This window comes from Mesorhizobium sp. M1342, from assembly GCF_040317955.1.
Lineage (GTDB): Bacteria > Pseudomonadota > Alphaproteobacteria > Rhizobiales > Rhizobiaceae > Mesorhizobium.
The window spans coordinates 1-15,326 of record NZ_JAMYLI010000027.1; the positions used below are offsets into that span (position 1 = coordinate 1).

Below are 15,326 nucleotides of genomic sequence, written 5' to 3' on the forward strand. Positions count from 1 at the left end.
CCGGCCTCAAACCCGAGCCGCAAGGCACCCCACATTGGCCTGACCCTCCCTCCTTGCCCCTATAACTTAATAACGCAACGGGCCCGCAAGGGGGGAGATCGGACGTCGTTTCTGCTTTCGCCAATAGTCGACGCTGCAAGAAGAGCACCGCGATCGAAACTGCCAATCTCCCCTCTTGCGGGGGAGATGGCCGGCAGGCCAGAGGGGGGTGCCCAGGTTCGACTTCGGCAGCCTCACTCATGACCGACTACAAAACCCTCATCGACGCCGAGACCTGGGCCTTCATCGAGCGGACCAACTCTTACTATCCACCGGACACGATCGACTACACGATCGCGCAGCAGCGCGAGATTTACGATCGCATGTGCCGGGAATTCTTTGCCGGCTACCCCGAGGGGGTCACGGTTGAAACATCCGCCATTGCAACGCCCACGCACGACATCCCGATCCGCATCTACCGAAGCACACGCGAGGCTGCGGTGACGGTGCTCTATGTCCATGGTGGCGGCTTTATCCTTGGTGGGTTGGACAGCCACGACGATGTCTGCGCTGAACTCTGTGCCCGCACCGGCTATGAGGTGGTTTCGGTCGACTACCGGCTGGCGCCGGAACATCTGCATCCGGCCGCCTTCGACGATGCGATGAGCGCCTTCGAATGGGCCACCTCCACCCGCAACCACCCAATTCTGCTGTGCGGCGACAGCGCCGGCGGCAATCTCTGCGCCGCCGTCAGTCACGCCACGCGCGGCCATTCGAAAAGGCCGGTTGGCCAGGTGCTGATCTATCCCGGCCTCGGCGGCGACCGGTCGCAAGGATCGTACATAACGCATGCCGAAGCGCCGATGCTGACCACGCGCGATCTCGAATTCTACAAGAACATCCGCACCGGCGGGCAAGACGGCACCGGCGACATCACGCAGTCGCCGCTTGCCGACGCCGATTTCGCCTACCTGCCGCCGACAGTGCTGATCACCGCGCAATGCGATCCCCTGTCGTCCGACGGCGAAGCCTATCGCGACCGCATCGTCGCGGCCGGCGGACGGGCATACTGGTTCGAGGAACCGGGCCTGGTGCACGGCTATCTCAGGGCCCGGCACACGGTCGGCCGCGCCCGCGCGAGTTTTACCCGGATCGTTGACGCGGTTGCTGCCCTTGGACAGGGTGCCTGGCACTGGTGAGCGGTCTTTTCGCCTCGCCGCCTGAAACCTTATTACACCGAGGCAGCCGCCGACCGGCCGGCGCTGCGGCCGGAAAAGATGCAGCCGCCGAGGAAGGTGCCTTCGAGCGCCGCATAGCCATGCACGCCGCCGCCGCCGAAGCCGGCGGCTTCGCCGACCGCATAGAGCCCGGCGACCGGCAGGCCATCGGCATCCAGCACGCGGCTGTCGAGGTCGGTCTGCAGGCCACCCAGCGTCTTGCGGGTCAGGATGTTGAGCCGCACCGCGATCAGCGGGCCGTTTGCCGGGTCGAGCATCTTGTGCGGCTTTGCCGTGCGGATCAGCCGGTCGCCGAGATAGGCACGGGCGCCGCGCAAAGCGGTGATCTGCATGTCCTTGGAGAACGGATTGTCGAGCTGCCGGTCGCGGGCGCGGATTTCGCGCTCGACCTGGGCCACCTCAAGAAGCGGCTCACCGCCGGCAAGCGCGTTCATGCGCGCGACCAGCGCCGGCAAATCAGCCTCGACGATGAAATCCTCGCCCTTCTCCATGAACGCCTTGACCGGACCCGGAATGCCAGATGTGGCGCGGCCGAGCACCTGGCGCCAGCTCTTGCCGGTCAAATCAGGGTTCTGCTCGGAGCCCGACAGCGCGAACTCCTTCTGGATGATCTTTTTGGTCAGGATGAACCAGGAATAGTCAAAGCCTGTGCTCATGATGTGGGAGAGCGTGCCCAGCGTGTCGAAACCGGGATAGAGCGGCACCGGCAAGCGCTTGCCGCGCGCATCGAGCCACAGCGATGACGGGCCGGGCAGGATGCGTATCGCATGGTCGGTCCAGATCGGCGCCCAGTTCTTGATGCCCTCGACATAGTGCCACATGCGGTCGCGGTTGACGATCGAGCCGCCGGCCCGTTCGGTGATCGCCAGCATGCGGCCGTCGACATGGTCGGGCACACCGGTGATCATGCGCTTGGGCGCCGTGCCAAGCCGCTTGGGCCAATTCTCCCGCACCAGTTGATGGTTGGCGCCGATGCCGCCGGAGGCGACGATCACCGCTTGGGCGTGAAGCTCGAAATCACCTGATATTTCGCGCGAACTCTTGTGGCCGCGCTCGACAGCGCTGGGCTGCAGGATGTCGCCACGCACACCGGTCACAACAGCACCCGTCCGCGTCAGTTCATTGACCCGATGACGGAACTTGAAGCTTATCAATCCGCGTTTTTGTGCCTCGCGCACGCGCTGCACGAACGGTTCGAGAACGCCGGGGCCGGTGCCCCAGGTGATGTGGAAGCGCGGCACCGAATTGCCGTGGCCGATGGCATTGCCGCCGCCGCGCTCGGCCCAGCCGACCACCGGAAAGAATTTCAGGCCGCGCTGCATCAGCCAGGAGCGTTTTTCGCCGGCGGCGAAGCCGACATAGGCTTCCGCCCATCTGCGCGGCCAGAAATCCTCGGGCCGATCGAAAGCCGCGGTGCCCAGCCAGTCTTCCAGCGCCAGGTCATGCGAATCGCGGATGCGCATGCGCCGCTGCTCGGGCGAATCGACGAGGAAAAGGCCGCCGAACGACCAGAACGCCTGGCCGCCGAGCGACTGCTCCGGCTCCTGGTCGACGATGATGATTTTCTTGCCGGCCTCGGCAAGCTCGGCGGCGGCAACCAGCCCTGCAAGGCCAGCGCCGACAATGATCACGTCCGCATCGTCAGCCATCTTTCCTCCCAGAATTAGCCGGCTAATTCAACGCAAGGGGTCAGACGGCCTCCCAGCCTTCTTTGCCGCCGGCGCGGAAGATGGCATCGATGACTTTCTGATTGAGCACAGATTCCTCCAGCGTGAAGACGCGCTCCTTGCCGCCCTGTGCCGCACGCGCGAAGGTCTCGACCTCCAGCCGGTACTGCTGCGTGCCGGGAAAGCGGAACACCTGCGCCTCGGAGTGGTTCTGGTTGTGCAGTTCGACGCGGTGGTGGTCGTAGAGCCCGGCATTGAAAGGCGAGAACAACTCGATGAAACCCTTCTCACCGTGGAACACCATGACCTGGCGCGCCGCCATCTGCGTCGACAGGTAGAAGGACAGTTCGAAGTCACCGAAATCGGCGCGGATCGAGGAGTAGATGTCGGTGCCGAATTTCTGGTCGCGCTCGATCGTCGCCTGCACGCGCAGCGGCTCCTTGCCGGTCGAAAAGCGCGTCGACACGGTCGGGTAGACGCCGATGTCGGGCAGCGCGCCGCCGCCGAGGTCGAGCTGGTTGCGCATGTTGCTGGGGTCGACATTGTAGTAGGAGAAGGCACCCTGCACATGGCGCAGCCGGCCGATGGCGCCGCTGGCGATCAGGTCGCGTACCTTGATCCATTGCGGGTGGTAGATGACCATGAAGGCCTCGCAGACCAGCACCTTTTTCTGGTCGCGCAGCTTGATCAGCGGAAGAATGTCGTTGGCGTCGAGCGCCAGCGGCTTTTCGACCAGCACGTGCTTGCCGGCTTCGATGGCCTTTGCCGTCCATTCGACATGCTGCGAAGTCGGCAGCGGGATGTAGACGCCGTCTACTTCTTTCGAGGCGAGCAGTTCCTCATAGGAGCCGAAGGCATGCCGCGCGCCGAAGCGGTCGGCGAGCGCCTTGGCCTTCGACAGGTCGCGGCTGGCGATCGCCGACAGCACGCCATTCTCCGCCTCGACCATGGCCGGCAACAAATGCTCGCGGCCGATCTTGGCCGTCGACAACACACCCCATCGGAACATCAGGCTTCTCCTCTCGATTACAGGCGACGAGGTTTGCCCGAAATCGCCGGAAAAGCCAATGACAAGGTCAGCCCCTTTTGCCGGTCAGCGTCATGTCGAAGTCGACGATGTTGGAATAGATCGGCGTGCCGACATCCATGCCGTAGCGTGACCTCAACACCTTGCCGGTGACATGGAATTTTATGGTGCCAGCCTTGAGACCGCCAAGCTCGGCCGTGAATTTTTCCGGGAACGTCTTGCCGCGCGCCGTCAGCCGGCCGCTGACGAGGGCCGTGGTGTCGCTGGTTCGGGTCACGCTGGTCGAGCGGAACTGGATTTCCGGGTTCTTGGCGGCATCGAACACCGCGTCGGAGCGCAGGAAGGCATCGATACGGCCTTGGCCGGTGCTGACGCTTTCGGGAAAGATGGTGAAATTGACCTGCGAGCGCGCGACATCGCTGTTGTCGATGCGGATCGAGCCCTTGAAGCGGGCGAAGGCGCCATCAAGGCCGCCGCCGCCGACCTTGCCGATGGAAAAGCGGATGCTGGAGTTGGCCGGGCTGATCGAATAGCTGCCGGCGGCGTCACCAAGCGCGACGGCCGCTGAAACAGGCATGGCAAGGCAAGCGGCGACCGCCGCAAATCCGAGGATGCGCGTGTACATGGAGGTGTTCCTTTTTGGAGGCGGCGCTGTGTGCGTCCTCGCCCCGTCAACGAATGAGCCGTCCGATCTATTCCGCATCTGACGAAGGCGTGATCATGCGCGTAAGCACGCCATCCCTGAGCTGGAAATGATGACGCAGCGCCGCCAGGACATGGAGAGCGACCAGCGCCATGCCGGCATAGGCGAGATACCAATGCGTTGCCGCCCAGAAGCTTTCGGCGCCATCCGATTCAGCCAGCGGCAGGTTCGGCATGACGAACAGGTTGAACGGCAGGCTGGGGATCTCCAGCATCGACACCGACACCAGCGCCCAGCCGGACAAGGGCAAGGCAAGCTGGAACGCGTAGAGCGCAAAATGGACCAGCGGGGCGGCCCGACGCTCCAGGGTTCCGACCGAGCGCGGCAGCGGCGGCGTTGCATTGCCGAGGCGCCAGGCGACGCGCAGCACCACCAGACCGAGCAGCAGAAAGCCGAAGGATTTGTGCAGTTGGATCAGTTCGAAGGCGGTGCGCTGACTGGTCAGCCGAACCATGACGAAGCCGAGCCCGAACTGACCGATGAAGATCAGCGCAATCAGCCAGTGGAGAATGATCGCGCCCCAGCCATAGCGGGTCGTGCTATTGGTGATCGATGTTTGCATCGTTGGTGAACGACCGCGATGCCGGTTTTCTTCCACCAGGGGGAGGGGCGAGCCCGCTCTATCCACTCACCTTGAAGAAATCGACAAACGCCCTAAGCGCTGGCCGCATCTGACGGCGGCTCGGATAATAGACAAAGAAGCCGTCGAAGGGCGGGCACCAGTCCTCCAGCACGCGGATCAGCCTGCCGTCGGCGAGCGGTGCGCGGACATAATCCTCAAAGACGAAGGCAAGCCCGGCGCCGTCGACCGCCGCCTGGGCGATCAGATGGTCCTCGTCGAGGATCAGCGGTCCCTCCACCGCCATCTCGATCCTCTCGCGGCCTTTCTCGAATTCCCAGCGGTAGAGGATGCCGCTGGAGAAGCGGAAGCGGATGCAGCGGTGGCCGGCTAGGTCGCGCGGGTGGAGCGGCTTGGGGCTCACCTCGAAATAGACCGGGGCGCCGACCACCGCGCCGCGAAGGTCCGGCCCGATGCGCACCGCGATCATGTCGCGCTGCAGGCTCTCGCCTAGCCTGACTCCAGCATCGAAGCCGCCTTCCACCACGTCGGTGAAGCGGTCCTCGATGACGATCTCCAGCACGATGTCGGGATAGGCCGACGCAAAGGCGCCCAGCCGTGGCGTCAGCGCCAAATGGGCCGCCGTGCGCGGCACGGTCAGCCGCAGATTGCCGGCCGGCCGGTCGCGCGCTTCGATTGCCGTCTCCAGCGCCAGGTCGATCTCGGAAAGCGCCGGCCGCAATCGCTCGAGCAGTTGCGCGCCCTCCTCGGTCGGGGCAACGCTGCGCGTGCTGCGTGCCAACAGGCGCACGCCAAGCCGGGCTTCGAGGCTGGATACCGCGTGGCTAACCGCCGAAGGCGCGATGGCCAATTCCCTGGCAGCGCCGCGAAAGCTGCCGCATTGAGCGACAGTCGCCAGCACCGCCAGTTGTGAAAGATGCGCTCGATTCATTGATCTATCTTTTAGTACAGCCCGTGCGGATTAAAACCGATTATCGAACACAAGGCAAGGCGCTATTTCTCCCACATCGCAACAAGGAGACGCGTTATGCAAACCCGCAAGCTAGGAACTGAATTGAACGTCTACCCCGTCGGCCTCGGCTGCATGGGCATGAGCTTCGCCTATGGCGGCCAAGCGGAAGCCGATGCGATCGCCACGCTGCACCGCGCCGTCGACATCGGCGTCAATTTCTTCGACACGGCGGAAGTCTATGGCCCTTACGAGAACGAGATCCTGCTCGGCAAGGCGCTGAAGTCGGTGCGTGACAAGGTGACGATCGCGACAAAATTCGGCTTCAAGATTTTGGAGGAAGGTACAGGCCTCGACCGCATGGCGGGCGTCGACAGCCGCCCCGAGCACGTCAAGGCGGTCGCCGAGGCCTCGCTGAAACGGCTGGGCACCGATGTGATCGACCTCTACTATCAGCACCGTGTCGACCCCAACGTGCCGATCGAGGATACGGTCGGCGCCATGGCCGAACTGGTGCGCGAGGGCAAGGTGCGCGCGCTTGGCCTGTCCGAGGCGAGTGCCGCGACCATCCGCCGGGCCCATGCCGTTCATCCGATATCGGCCGTGCAGAGCGAGTATTCGCTGTGGAGCCGCGACCCGGAAGACGAGGTGTTCGCCGTCTGCCGCGAGCTCGGCATCGGCTTCGTTCCCTATAGCCCGCTCGGCCGTGGGCTGCTGACCGGCACGATCGCCAAGCCCGAGGCCTTGAGCGACGACGACTGGCGCCGGACCTTGCCGCGCTTCCAGGCCGAGGCGATGGAAGCCAATGCCGCCGTCATCGCCACGCTGGAAAAGCTGGCGGCTGAAAAGGGCGCAACCTCGGCGCAGCTGGCGCTGGCCTGGGTGCTGCACCAGGGCGATTTCATCGTACCGATCCCCGGTGCGCGCAAAATCCGCCATCTCGAGCAGAACACGGCGGCGGCGGACATTGCACTTAGCGCTGTCGAGGTGCAGGCGATTGGCGATGCGCTGTCGCCCGACAAGGTGGTCGGTAGGCGCTATGCGCAGAAGGAGTTGGCGCTGGTGAATGGGTGAAAGCTGGTGAGTAAGCGGAAGGGGTGCTTCGGCGCCCCTTTTCATGCGCGATGGTGCAGAAGGTTGCGTGACGTTGGCGCGAGGCACCCCCCTCTGTCCTGCCGGACATCTCCCCCGCAAGGGGGGAGATCGGATGTCACGCCGGCTTTCGCCAATCACCAACGTTGCAAGAAGGGTGCCGCCGATGAAGTTGCCAATCTCCCTCCTTGCGGGGGAGATGGCCGGCAGGCCAGAGGGGGGTGCCTCGCGCCAACATTCCGGCAACTCCCTACCAAGGCACGACAGTGGTCTCCGGCCAATACTCCTGGGCGCGTCTGCCCTTCACCTCATGCGTGCGCTGATTGTCCATCACCCGGTTCGGTGTGATGCGGAACGAAAAAATATCGTCAAGACCAAATGGAGCCACGATCTCGAGCTGCCCATCCGCATCGTATCGCACACCCACCGCATGGGTCTTCGACGCAAAATAGCTGACGGATTCGCTGGCGCTCGAATAGCGCGGGCAGGGTTGGCAGAACTTCTGCGGATACCATAGATGCACCCGCGCCTGGTTGCGCACCTCGACCGGCAACGCTAGCCCCTCGAAATGCCGCGCCGCCCGGCGGATCACCGCGTCCTCGGCCTCGTAGGACAGGTCGCTGTCATCGAAGTAGAAGAGATCAACGTCCTTGATGCCGTAACCCGAAGGCTTGCCGGTCAGGTGGTTCCAGACACTGTTGTAGAGCGCGCCGGACACCACCAGCCAGCCCGGCAGGTCGAGCGTGCGAGCCCGCGCCAGCGCGTCGCGGACCAGCGGGTCGGCAGGCACGATGGCGAGAAACGCCGCGCGCTGTTCTTCGAAAGGAAGTCCGGAATACCGCAGATGGTCCATCGCCCTTTGGAGGGCGATTCGCCATCTGCTCGCAAGTCTTAGCCGCGCAGAACGCCGCCCGTCTGCTTGCCGACATTCTCGACGATACGCTTGGCCAGTGCCTCGAAATCCTCGTCGGTCAGCGTCTTTTCGACCGGCTGGATCGACACTTCGATGGCAATAGACTTCCTGCCCTCGCCGAGCGAAGCGCCTTCGAAGATGTCGAAGACCGAAACGCCCGTGATGAGCTTCTTGTCGGCGGCGAGCGCCGCGCGGACCAGCGTGCCGGCCTCGACCGTTTTGTCGACGACGAAAGCGAAGTCGCGCTTGACCGCCTGGAAGGGGGACAGTTCCAGTTTCGGCTTGGTTTTCGTCGGCTTGGCCTTCGGTTCGGGCACCGCATCGACGAACACCTCGAAGCCGCACAGCGGCCCGGAAACATCGAGCCCCTCCAGCGTCTTCGGGTGGAATTCGCCAAAGGTGCCGAGCACGGTTTTCGGGCCGAGCTTGATGGTGCCGGAACGGCCGGGATGGTACCAGGCTGGACCGCCGGCCTCGATCTGCAGCCGCTCGACCGGCGCACCGCAGGCTTCGAGCGCGGCGATCGCGTCGGCCTTGGCGTCGAACACGCCGACCGCACCCGAATTGCCGGCCCAGTTGCGGCCGGAGCCGTCGAGCTTGGCGGTGCCGCGACGCACACCGGCGGCGACGCGCCGCTGTTGGTCGGCGCCGTCGCCCTCATAGGTGCCCGACACTTCGAACAGCGCCACGTCGCCAATACCCTTGTCGGCATTGCGCTGTGCAGCGGCGATCAGCCCGGGCAGCAGCGACGGCCGCATGTCGGACATGTCGGCGGCGATCGGGTTGGCGAGCTTCAGCGCGGTCTGGCCACCGCCGAACAGCTCGGCATGCTTGGCCGGAATGAACGACCAGGTGACGGCTTCCATCATGCCGCGCACGGCAAGCGCGCGCTTGGCGGTGCGGGTACGGACCTGCAGCGTGGTGAGTATCCTGGCGTTGACCGCGTCATGCGCACCGAGCGGCTGCGGCGCGATGTTGTCGACGCCGTGGATGCGCATGACTTCCTCGACCAGATCTGCCTTGCCATCGACGTCGGGGCGCCAGGACGGCACGGCGACGTCGAAGACGCCCGATATCTTTTCTTGAGACGAGAAATCTCGTGTGCCGGGCGGCGGAGCAACATAGTTGGCATGGGGTCGATAGGTTGGCTCTGCACTGAAACCCAGGCGCTCAAGGATAGATAGGCTCTCATCCTCGTCGACCTCGATGCCGGTCAGCCGCTTCACTTCCGCCAGCGGGAAGGAAACGATCTTCGGCTGATAGTCGGCATAACCGACGACTTCCATTTCGGTCGGCGTGCCGCCGCAGAAATCGAGCACCAGTTTCGTTGCCAACTCGACGCCGGGAACCATGAATTCGGGGTCCACGCCGCGCTCGAAGCGGTAGCGCGCGTCGGTGATGATGCCGAGCGTGCGGCCGGTGCGCGCCGTGGTGATCGGATCCCAAAGGGCGGATTCGATCAGCACGTCGGTCGTGTTCTCGTCGCAGCCCGAATGCTCGCCGCCCATGATGCCGGCGATGGACTCGACGCCATTGTCATCAGCGATGACACACATTTCCGGCGTCAGCGTGTATTCGCGGCCGTCGAGCGCCTGCACCTTTTCACCATCGCGCGCGCGGCGCACGACGAGATTGCCGGCAACCTTGCTGGCGTCGAACACATGCAGCGGGCGGCCGCGGTCGAAGGTGACGTAATTGGTGATGTCGACCAGCGCGCTGATGGGTCTCAGGCCAATGGCGATCAGCCGCTGCTGCAGCCATTTCGGCGACGGCCCATTCTTGACGCCCTTGACCAGGTTGAGCGCGAAGCCAGGGCAAAGCTCCGGCGCTTCGATCGTTACCTTGACCGGACACATGCCGTTGCCGACATGCGGCATGATGGCGCCGCCGACGAGGCGGCCAAGCCCGCTCGCCGCCAGATCCCTGGCGACGCCATAGACGCTGGTGGCGTCCGGCCGGTTCGGCGTCAAATTGATCTCGATGACCGGATCGTCGATATGCGCATAAGCGGCGAAGCTGGTGCCGACCGGCGCATCCTCGGGCAGGTCGATGATGCCGTTGTGTTCGTCTGACAGTTCCAGCTCGCGCTCGGAACACATCATGCCGTGGCTCTCGACCCCCCTGATCTTGCCGACCGCCAGCGTCACGTCGATGCCGGGCACATAGGTGCCGGGCGCAGCAAAGGCGCCGATCAGGCCAGCGCGGGCGTTTGGCGCGCCGCAGACGACCTGCACGGGTGACTTGCCGTCGCCCGTATCGACGGTCAGCACGCGCAGCCGGTCGGCATCGGGATGCTGGACCGCCGTCAGCACCCTGGCGATGACGAAGGGCTTCAGGCTCGACTTGTCGTCGACATGCTCGACTTCGAGGCCGATCGAGGTCAGTCGCTCGACGATCTCGTCGAGCGTGGCGTCGGTCTCTAGGTGGTCCTTGAGCCAGGAGAGGGTGAATTTCATGGGACTGTTCCGTCTGGTCTTTTGACGCTTGTTTTCAGATGTCTCGGCAGGTCGTCGGATATATGCAGGAAGGCAAGCTGTTCGCCGACATAGGCATGCTGCGTCGGCTCAAAATCGGCCGGCATGTCCATGGCGCCGAGCATGAAGTAGATGTCGTCTTCCAGCCGCTCGTCGACATAGGCGATGGGCGAGCCGCAAGTGCCGCAGAACGAGCGCGTCACCGGGCCGTTCTCATACATCTTCAGCGCCTTGCCGGTGAACGCGACCTGATCGACCAGGAAGCCGACAAAGGCCGACACCGGCGCGCCGCTGGCCCGCCGGCAATCGCCGCAATGGCAATAGCTGACGTGATGCGGTTCGACGGAAGCTTCGAACCGCACGGCGCCGCAGCGGCAGCCGCCGGCGTAGGGCGCTGTCATGCGCTCAGGCCTCCGAACAACGTCGGCATGTCGAGCGGCCTGAAGCCGTAATGCGACAGCCAGCGGACGTCCGCGTCGAAGAAGGCGCGCAGGTCCGGCATGCCATATTTCAGCATGGCGATGCGGTCGATGCCCATGCCCCAGGCAAAGCCCTGATATTCGTCCGGATCAAGCCCGCCATGGCGCAGCACGTTGGGATGGACCATGCCGCAGCCGAGGATCTCCATCCAGTCGGAGCCTTCGCCGAAGCGCACTTCGCCGGGCCTGGAGCGGTCGCACTGGATGTCGACCTCGAGGCTCGGCTCGGTGAACGGGAAGAAGGACGGCCGGAAGCGCATCTTGACCTGCGGCACCTCGAAGAAGGCCTTGCAGAACTCCTCCAGCACCCACTTCATGTTGGCGACGTTGGCCGTCTTGTCGATCACCAGCCCCTCGACCTGATGGAACATCGGCGAGTGAGTGGCGTCCGAATCCTGGCGGTAGGTCTTGCCCGGAATGACGATGCGGATCGGCGGCTTCTTCGTCTCCATGGTGCGGATCTGCACCGGCGAAGTGTGGGTGCGCAGAAGCTTGCGCTCGCCCTTCTCGTCCGGCTGGAAGAAGAAGGTGTCGTGCATCTCGCGCGCCGGATGGCCTTCGGGGAAATTCAGCGCAGTGAAATTGTAGTAATCGGTCTCGATATCGGGACCTTCCGCGATGGAAAACCCGAGGTCGCCGAAGATCGCCGCGATCTCATCGATGACCTGGCTGATCGGGTGGATACGGCCGCGCTCGGCCGGCGACTGCCGCACCGGCAGCGTCACATCGACCCTTTCGGCGGCGAGGCGGGCGGTGATCGCCACATCTTTCAACTCGGCCTTGCGCACCGTCAGCGCATCTGTGACGCGGTTCTTGAGTCCGTTGATTGCGGGGCCTTTGACCTGACGCTCCTCAGCGGTCATGGCGCCAAGGGTCTTCAGCATCTCGGACACGGCGCCCTTCTTGCCGAAAGCAGCGATGCGCACGGCCTCGATGGCCGGCTCATCGGCGGCCGAGGCGATTTCGGCCAGAAGTGAGTTTTCAAGCGTATCCAGGCCAGTGGTTGCGTCGTTCACGGTCAAACTCGCTACGTTGGAAATCAGCTCAAAGTGAAAGTCACTTTTAAGTTGAAAGTTCAGGCAAAAGAAAAACCCGCGCCAGCCGTGCCAGCGCGGGTTCCCCAAATCAGAATTGCGAATGCTTGGGAAGCGCTGGTCTTAGGCGACAGCGCTTTCAAAAGCGTTCGGCGTGGTGTTCTTCAGATATTCGAGCGCCACCTTGGCCTTGGCGACCAGGGCTGCGAAAGCCTGCGGCTCATGGATGGCCATGTCCGACAGGATCTTGCGGTCGATCTCGATGCCCGACTTGTTGAGGCCGTCGATGAAGCGGCCATAGGTCAGGCCATGCTCGTGCGTCGCGGCGTTGATGCGCTGGATCCACAGCGCGCGGAACGAGCGCTTGCGGTTCTTGCGGTCGCGATACGCGTACTGCATCGACTTTTCCACCGCCTGCTTGGCGATGCGGATGGTGTTCTTGCGGCGGCCGTAGAAGCCTTTGGCGGCTTTCAGGACCTTCTTGTGCTTGGCGTGCGAAGTGACGCCTCTTTTTACGCGTGCCATGTCATGATCTCCTTAAAAGCAATTCCAGGAAAAGTGCCTTGCGGTTTTCCGTTCGGAATTGCGTAAAACAAATGCGTGTCCGGACCGAATGATCTTATTTTGGCGAATGATGTTTTCCAAAAAGTCTGCAACTTTTTGGCATCATTCCCTAGAGACCGTTCGGCAGAAAATTCTTGATGACCTTCTTGCCATCCGGTTCAGCCAGAACCATCGTGCCGCGGGCATTTCGAATGAACTTGTTGGAACGCTTGATCATGCCGTGACGCTTGCCGGCCGCAGCCGACAGGACTTTACCCGTACCTGTGATCTTGAACCGCTTCTTGGCGGCCGATTTGGTCTTCATCTTGGGCATTTTGCTACTCCGTATTGTTGGCGCACTATCGCGCTTCTTGTTCGCTTCGGGCCGACCAAAGCCCGAAAAGCAAATGAAACCGCCACGGCATGCCCTGCCGGGCGGTTTTCTTGAACGGCGGTGCTATACGTCAAAGACGGCCCGCGTGCAACACCTGTGGAGATGCGGCGCTGTGTCCTTGGTCAGGGCAGCGTGAACCAGACCGGCAACATGCCTGACAGCTGGGCTCCGTCTATCAGCTCGAAGGCCGGCAGGGCGACGAGGAAGACCAGGCCGTCGAGCAGCGTGGTCAGCAACAGGCGGGGCTTGAAGCTGCCCGTATCGCCCTCCTGGTAGAGCGACAGCTTCGGGAAGAAGCGCGGCACCTTCTCCAGATAGGCCTGGTACGGCGCGCCGAGCGCTTCCTTGAGGAACTTCTCTTCGCGCAGGATGACGATGTGGAAGGCACCCGCGCACAGCAGCGCAAAGAGGATGATGCCGGAGAACGAGCCGATCTGGGCGCCGACGCCCGCCGCGGCCACGGTCGAGAACACATAAAGTGGGTTGCGGGTGATCGAGTAAGGCCCGCCGGTCACCACCTCGGAAGATTTGCGCCCGCCTATGTAGAGCGTCGCCCAAAGGCGCCCGACGATGCCGAGGAAAATCAGCAGCACGCCGAACATTTCGATCGACTCATGCACCCAGGTTTCAGGCGGAAACGTCGATTGGCCGAACAGCAGTGCCAGAAACAGCACCACCACCAGCACCGCAAGCACCATGCGGCGCATATGCTGGTAGTTGCCCAGCCCGTGTGCCTCGACGGGCGCAGACTTGATTTCATTGACCATGGCGGAATCCGATCGTCGAAAAACTTGCCGGCGATCGCAGCTTCTGGCCAAGAAAACAGGGCCCCGCCGATCGTTGGGACGGCTTGCAGGATAATTCAGGCGGATTTAATGCATGTCGCCTCTTTTGACTGCCTACCGCAGCTCAATACAGCCAGAAGAGGACGGGAATTACACCGCTTTCCTGTCCGGACTCGATGAGTTCGAAAAACGGTATGGAAACCAGAAACATCAAGCCGTCGCGCAGCGTGTGATTGAAGATGCGCGGTGTGAAGGTGACCTCGGCCTGATCGCGATAAAGCCGGGGATTGGGAAAAAAACGCGGCACCCGTGCAACGTAGTCCTTGTACGGCGCCCCGAGCACGGTCGTCAAATGCCGTTCCTCGCGCAGCGTGACGATGTGGAACGCGGCCGCGCACAAAACCGCCGACGCTACCGCGACGATCGCGCTGCCGGTCTGGGTGCCGATGCCGACGGCCGCTACGGTGGAGAAAAAATACAGCGGGTTGCGCATCACCGAATATGGGCCGGTTGCAACCACTTCGGCCGACTTGCGGCCGCCGATATAGAGGATCGACCAGAGCCGGCCGCCGATTCCGATCAGTATCAGGGCGATCCCGTGCGCCTCTATGCGTTCGTGGGTCAGTTCATCGTGCGGGGAGCCGCCGAAGATCAGCAAAGCGCAAAAAGCGCCGATTAGCAGCGCCAGCAGGACGCGCCGGCGCCGCTGATAGCGACCCATTTCACTTGTAGAACGTGCCGCAGCGGTCATGGGAGAATCCTTTCGCCGCGAGGACCGGCAACCAGAATCCTTGTCGAAGCAACTTGCGGAGAAATCATGGCGGAGGCAAAACAAAACAAAAGCCGCCGAAGCGGCCTTTGCTTTTGACGGGGATCGCTCTAGCGCGGCGACAGCACCATCATCATCTGGCGGCCTTCGAGCTTCGGTTCCGCTTCGACCTTGGCAATCGTCGCCACTTCCTCGCGGACCTTGTTCAGAAGCTGCATGCCGAGTTCCATATGCGCCATCTCGCGGCCACGGAAGCGCAGCGTCAGCTTGACCTTGTCGCCTTCCTCGAAGAAGCGGCGAACCGCCTTCATCTTGGTCTCGTAGTCATGGCTGTCGATGTTCGGGCGCATCTTGATCTCCTTGATCTCGATGACCTTCTGGTTCTTGCGCGCCTCGGCCGCCTTCTTCTGGTTGGCGTATTTCAACTTGCCGAGATCGAGGATCTTGACGACGGGGGGCACCGCATTGGGCGATATCTCGACGAGATCGAGCCCAGCCTCTTCGGCGAGCAGCAACGCATCGTTGATGGAAATATCGCCGCGGTTCTGGCCATCGGCGTCGATAAGCTGGACCCGGGGAACCCGGATGTCACGGTTGGAGCGCGGGCCATCCTTGGTCGGCGCCGCTGCTTTGAAAGGTCTGCGAATGGTCGTGGTCTCCTTGGCCGTTTCGTTCAGGTTCGTCAGTGTTGATGCGTGGA

16 protein-coding genes are annotated in these 15,326 nt (G+C 63.0%); 2 read left to right on the forward strand and 14 right to left on the reverse strand.

The features are described from left to right. The first annotated feature begins 239 nt into the window (after window positions 1-239). The gene (locus NKH06_RS24780; protein WP_352440493.1) at window positions 240-1,178 is read left to right on the forward strand and encodes an alpha/beta hydrolase; all 939 of its coding nucleotides are present in this window, start codon (window positions 240-242) and stop codon (window positions 1,176-1,178) included. Between the two features lie 32 nt (window positions 1,179-1,210). Here the strand turns inward: NKH06_RS24780 and NKH06_RS24785 are convergent, their stop codons facing one another. The 5 genes from NKH06_RS24785 to NKH06_RS24805 form a co-directional block, all read right to left on the reverse strand. Beyond that, on the reverse strand, window positions 1,211-2,866 hold the full coding sequence (locus NKH06_RS24785) for an FAD-binding dehydrogenase (protein WP_352440494.1): 1,656 nt from the start codon (window positions 2,864-2,866) through the stop codon (window positions 1,211-1,213). Window positions 2,867-2,906: 40 nt separating this feature from the next. Further along, window positions 2,907-3,893 carry a Gfo/Idh/MocA family protein gene (locus tag NKH06_RS24790; RefSeq protein WP_352440495.1) on the reverse strand — a complete coding sequence of 329 codons (987 nt, stop codon included), beginning with the start codon at window positions 3,891-3,893 and terminating at the stop codon, window positions 2,907-2,909. A 67-nt stretch (window positions 3,894-3,960) separates the two neighbouring features. Further along, the gene (locus NKH06_RS24795; RefSeq protein WP_352440496.1) at window positions 3,961-4,536 is read right to left on the reverse strand and encodes a YceI family protein; all 576 of its coding nucleotides are present in this window, start codon (window positions 4,534-4,536) and stop codon (window positions 3,961-3,963) included. A 67-nt stretch (window positions 4,537-4,603) separates the two neighbouring features. Then, window positions 4,604-5,176, reverse strand: a complete 573-nt coding sequence (locus tag NKH06_RS24800; RefSeq protein ID WP_352440497.1) for a cytochrome b — start codon at window positions 5,174-5,176, stop codon at window positions 4,604-4,606. A gap of 58 nt (window positions 5,177-5,234) precedes the next feature. Next, on the reverse strand, window positions 5,235-6,125 hold the full coding sequence (locus tag NKH06_RS24805; RefSeq protein WP_352440498.1) for a LysR family transcriptional regulator: 891 nt from the start codon (window positions 6,123-6,125) through the stop codon (window positions 5,235-5,237). Between the two features lie 96 nt (window positions 6,126-6,221). On the opposite strand from NKH06_RS24805, the gene NKH06_RS24810 reads away from it, so the two are divergent. After that, window positions 6,222-7,217 (forward strand): aldo/keto reductase, encoded by a 996-nt coding sequence (locus NKH06_RS24810; protein ID WP_352440499.1) that lies wholly within the window; start codon window positions 6,222-6,224, stop codon window positions 7,215-7,217. Between the two features lie 268 nt (window positions 7,218-7,485). On the opposite strand, the gene NKH06_RS24815 is transcribed toward NKH06_RS24810, so the two are convergent. The 9 genes from NKH06_RS24815 to infC form a co-directional block, all read right to left on the reverse strand. Continuing rightward, window positions 7,486-8,088: a nucleotidyltransferase family protein gene (locus tag NKH06_RS24815; protein ID WP_352611044.1), complete on the reverse strand. Its 603-nt coding sequence runs from the start codon at window positions 8,086-8,088 to the stop codon at window positions 7,486-7,488. Between the two features lie 38 nt (window positions 8,089-8,126). Then, window positions 8,127-10,604 (reverse strand): phenylalanine--tRNA ligase subunit beta, encoded by a 2,478-nt coding sequence (gene pheT / locus NKH06_RS24820; RefSeq protein WP_352794344.1) that lies wholly within the window; start codon window positions 10,602-10,604, stop codon window positions 8,127-8,129. Beyond that, complete coding sequence (locus NKH06_RS24825) at window positions 10,601-11,023, reverse strand: GFA family protein (protein WP_352773865.1); 423 nt, start codon at window positions 11,021-11,023, stop codon at window positions 10,601-10,603. The genes pheT and NKH06_RS24825 overlap by 4 nt, the downstream gene beginning before the upstream one ends. Next, complete coding sequence (gene pheS, locus NKH06_RS24830; RefSeq protein ID WP_352554632.1) at window positions 11,020-12,117, reverse strand: phenylalanine--tRNA ligase subunit alpha; 1,098 nt, start codon at window positions 12,115-12,117, stop codon at window positions 11,020-11,022. Before pheS ends, NKH06_RS24825 begins: the two co-directional genes overlap by 4 nt. Window positions 12,118-12,258: 141 nt before the next feature. Further along, window positions 12,259-12,660, reverse strand: a complete 402-nt coding sequence (rplT, locus tag NKH06_RS24835) for a 50S ribosomal protein L20 (RefSeq protein ID WP_023672281.1) — start codon at window positions 12,658-12,660, stop codon at window positions 12,259-12,261. A gap of 148 nt (window positions 12,661-12,808) precedes the next feature. After that, window positions 12,809-13,012, reverse strand: a complete 204-nt coding sequence (gene rpmI / locus NKH06_RS24840) for a 50S ribosomal protein L35 (protein ID WP_006201248.1) — start codon at window positions 13,010-13,012, stop codon at window positions 12,809-12,811. Window positions 13,013-13,194: 182 nt separating this feature from the next. After that, the gene (locus tag NKH06_RS24845; protein ID WP_023810606.1) at window positions 13,195-13,839 is read right to left on the reverse strand and encodes a methyltransferase family protein; all 645 of its coding nucleotides are present in this window, start codon (window positions 13,837-13,839) and stop codon (window positions 13,195-13,197) included. Between the two features lie 142 nt (window positions 13,840-13,981). Next, window positions 13,982-14,608, reverse strand: coding sequence for a methyltransferase family protein (locus NKH06_RS24850; protein ID WP_023810607.1), 627 nt, complete (start codon window positions 14,606-14,608; stop codon window positions 13,982-13,984). A gap of 128 nt (window positions 14,609-14,736) precedes the next feature. Beyond that, complete coding sequence (infC, locus tag NKH06_RS24855; protein ID WP_023810608.1) at window positions 14,737-15,273, reverse strand: translation initiation factor IF-3; 537 nt, start codon at window positions 15,271-15,273, stop codon at window positions 14,737-14,739. Window positions 15,274-15,326: the final 53 nt, after the last annotated feature.

Bases quoted from the DNA above. Each gene is read 5' to 3' on its own strand.
- NKH06_RS24780 (WP_352440493.1), top strand. From the start codon at position 240: ATGACCGACTACAAAACCCTCATCGACGCCGAGACCTGGGCCTTCATC.
- NKH06_RS24785 (WP_352440494.1), bottom strand. From the start codon at position 2,866: ATGGCTGACGATGCGGACGTGATCATTGTCGGCGCTGGCCTTGCAGGG.
- NKH06_RS24790 (WP_352440495.1), bottom strand. From the start codon at position 3,893: ATGTTCCGATGGGGTGTGTTGTCGACGGCCAAGATCGGCCGCGAGCAT.
- NKH06_RS24795 (WP_352440496.1), bottom strand. From the start codon at position 4,536: ATGTACACGCGCATCCTCGGATTTGCGGCGGTCGCCGCTTGCCTTGCC.
- NKH06_RS24800 (WP_352440497.1), bottom strand. From the start codon at position 5,176: ATGCAAACATCGATCACCAATAGCACGACCCGCTATGGCTGGGGCGCG.
- NKH06_RS24805 (WP_352440498.1), bottom strand. From the start codon at position 6,125: ATGAATCGAGCGCATCTTTCACAACTGGCGGTGCTGGCGACTGTCGCT.
- NKH06_RS24810 (WP_352440499.1), top strand. From the start codon at position 6,222: ATGCAAACCCGCAAGCTAGGAACTGAATTGAACGTCTACCCCGTCGGC.
- NKH06_RS24815 (WP_352611044.1), bottom strand. From the start codon at position 8,088: ATGGACCATCTGCGGTATTCCGGACTTCCTTTCGAAGAACAGCGCGCG.
- pheT (WP_352794344.1), bottom strand. From the start codon at position 10,604: ATGAAATTCACCCTCTCCTGGCTCAAGGACCACCTAGAGACCGACGCC.
- NKH06_RS24825 (WP_352773865.1), bottom strand. From the start codon at position 11,023: ATGACAGCGCCCTACGCCGGCGGCTGCCGCTGCGGCGCCGTGCGGTTC.
- rplT (WP_023672281.1), bottom strand. From the start codon at position 12,660: ATGGCACGCGTAAAAAGAGGCGTCACTTCGCACGCCAAGCACAAGAAG.
- rpmI (WP_006201248.1), bottom strand. From the start codon at position 13,012: ATGCCCAAGATGAAGACCAAATCGGCCGCCAAGAAGCGGTTCAAGATC.
- NKH06_RS24845 (WP_023810606.1), bottom strand. From the start codon at position 13,839: ATGGTCAATGAAATCAAGTCTGCGCCCGTCGAGGCACACGGGCTGGGC.
- NKH06_RS24850 (WP_023810607.1), bottom strand. From the start codon at position 14,608: ATGACCGCTGCGGCACGTTCTACAAGTGAAATGGGTCGCTATCAGCGG.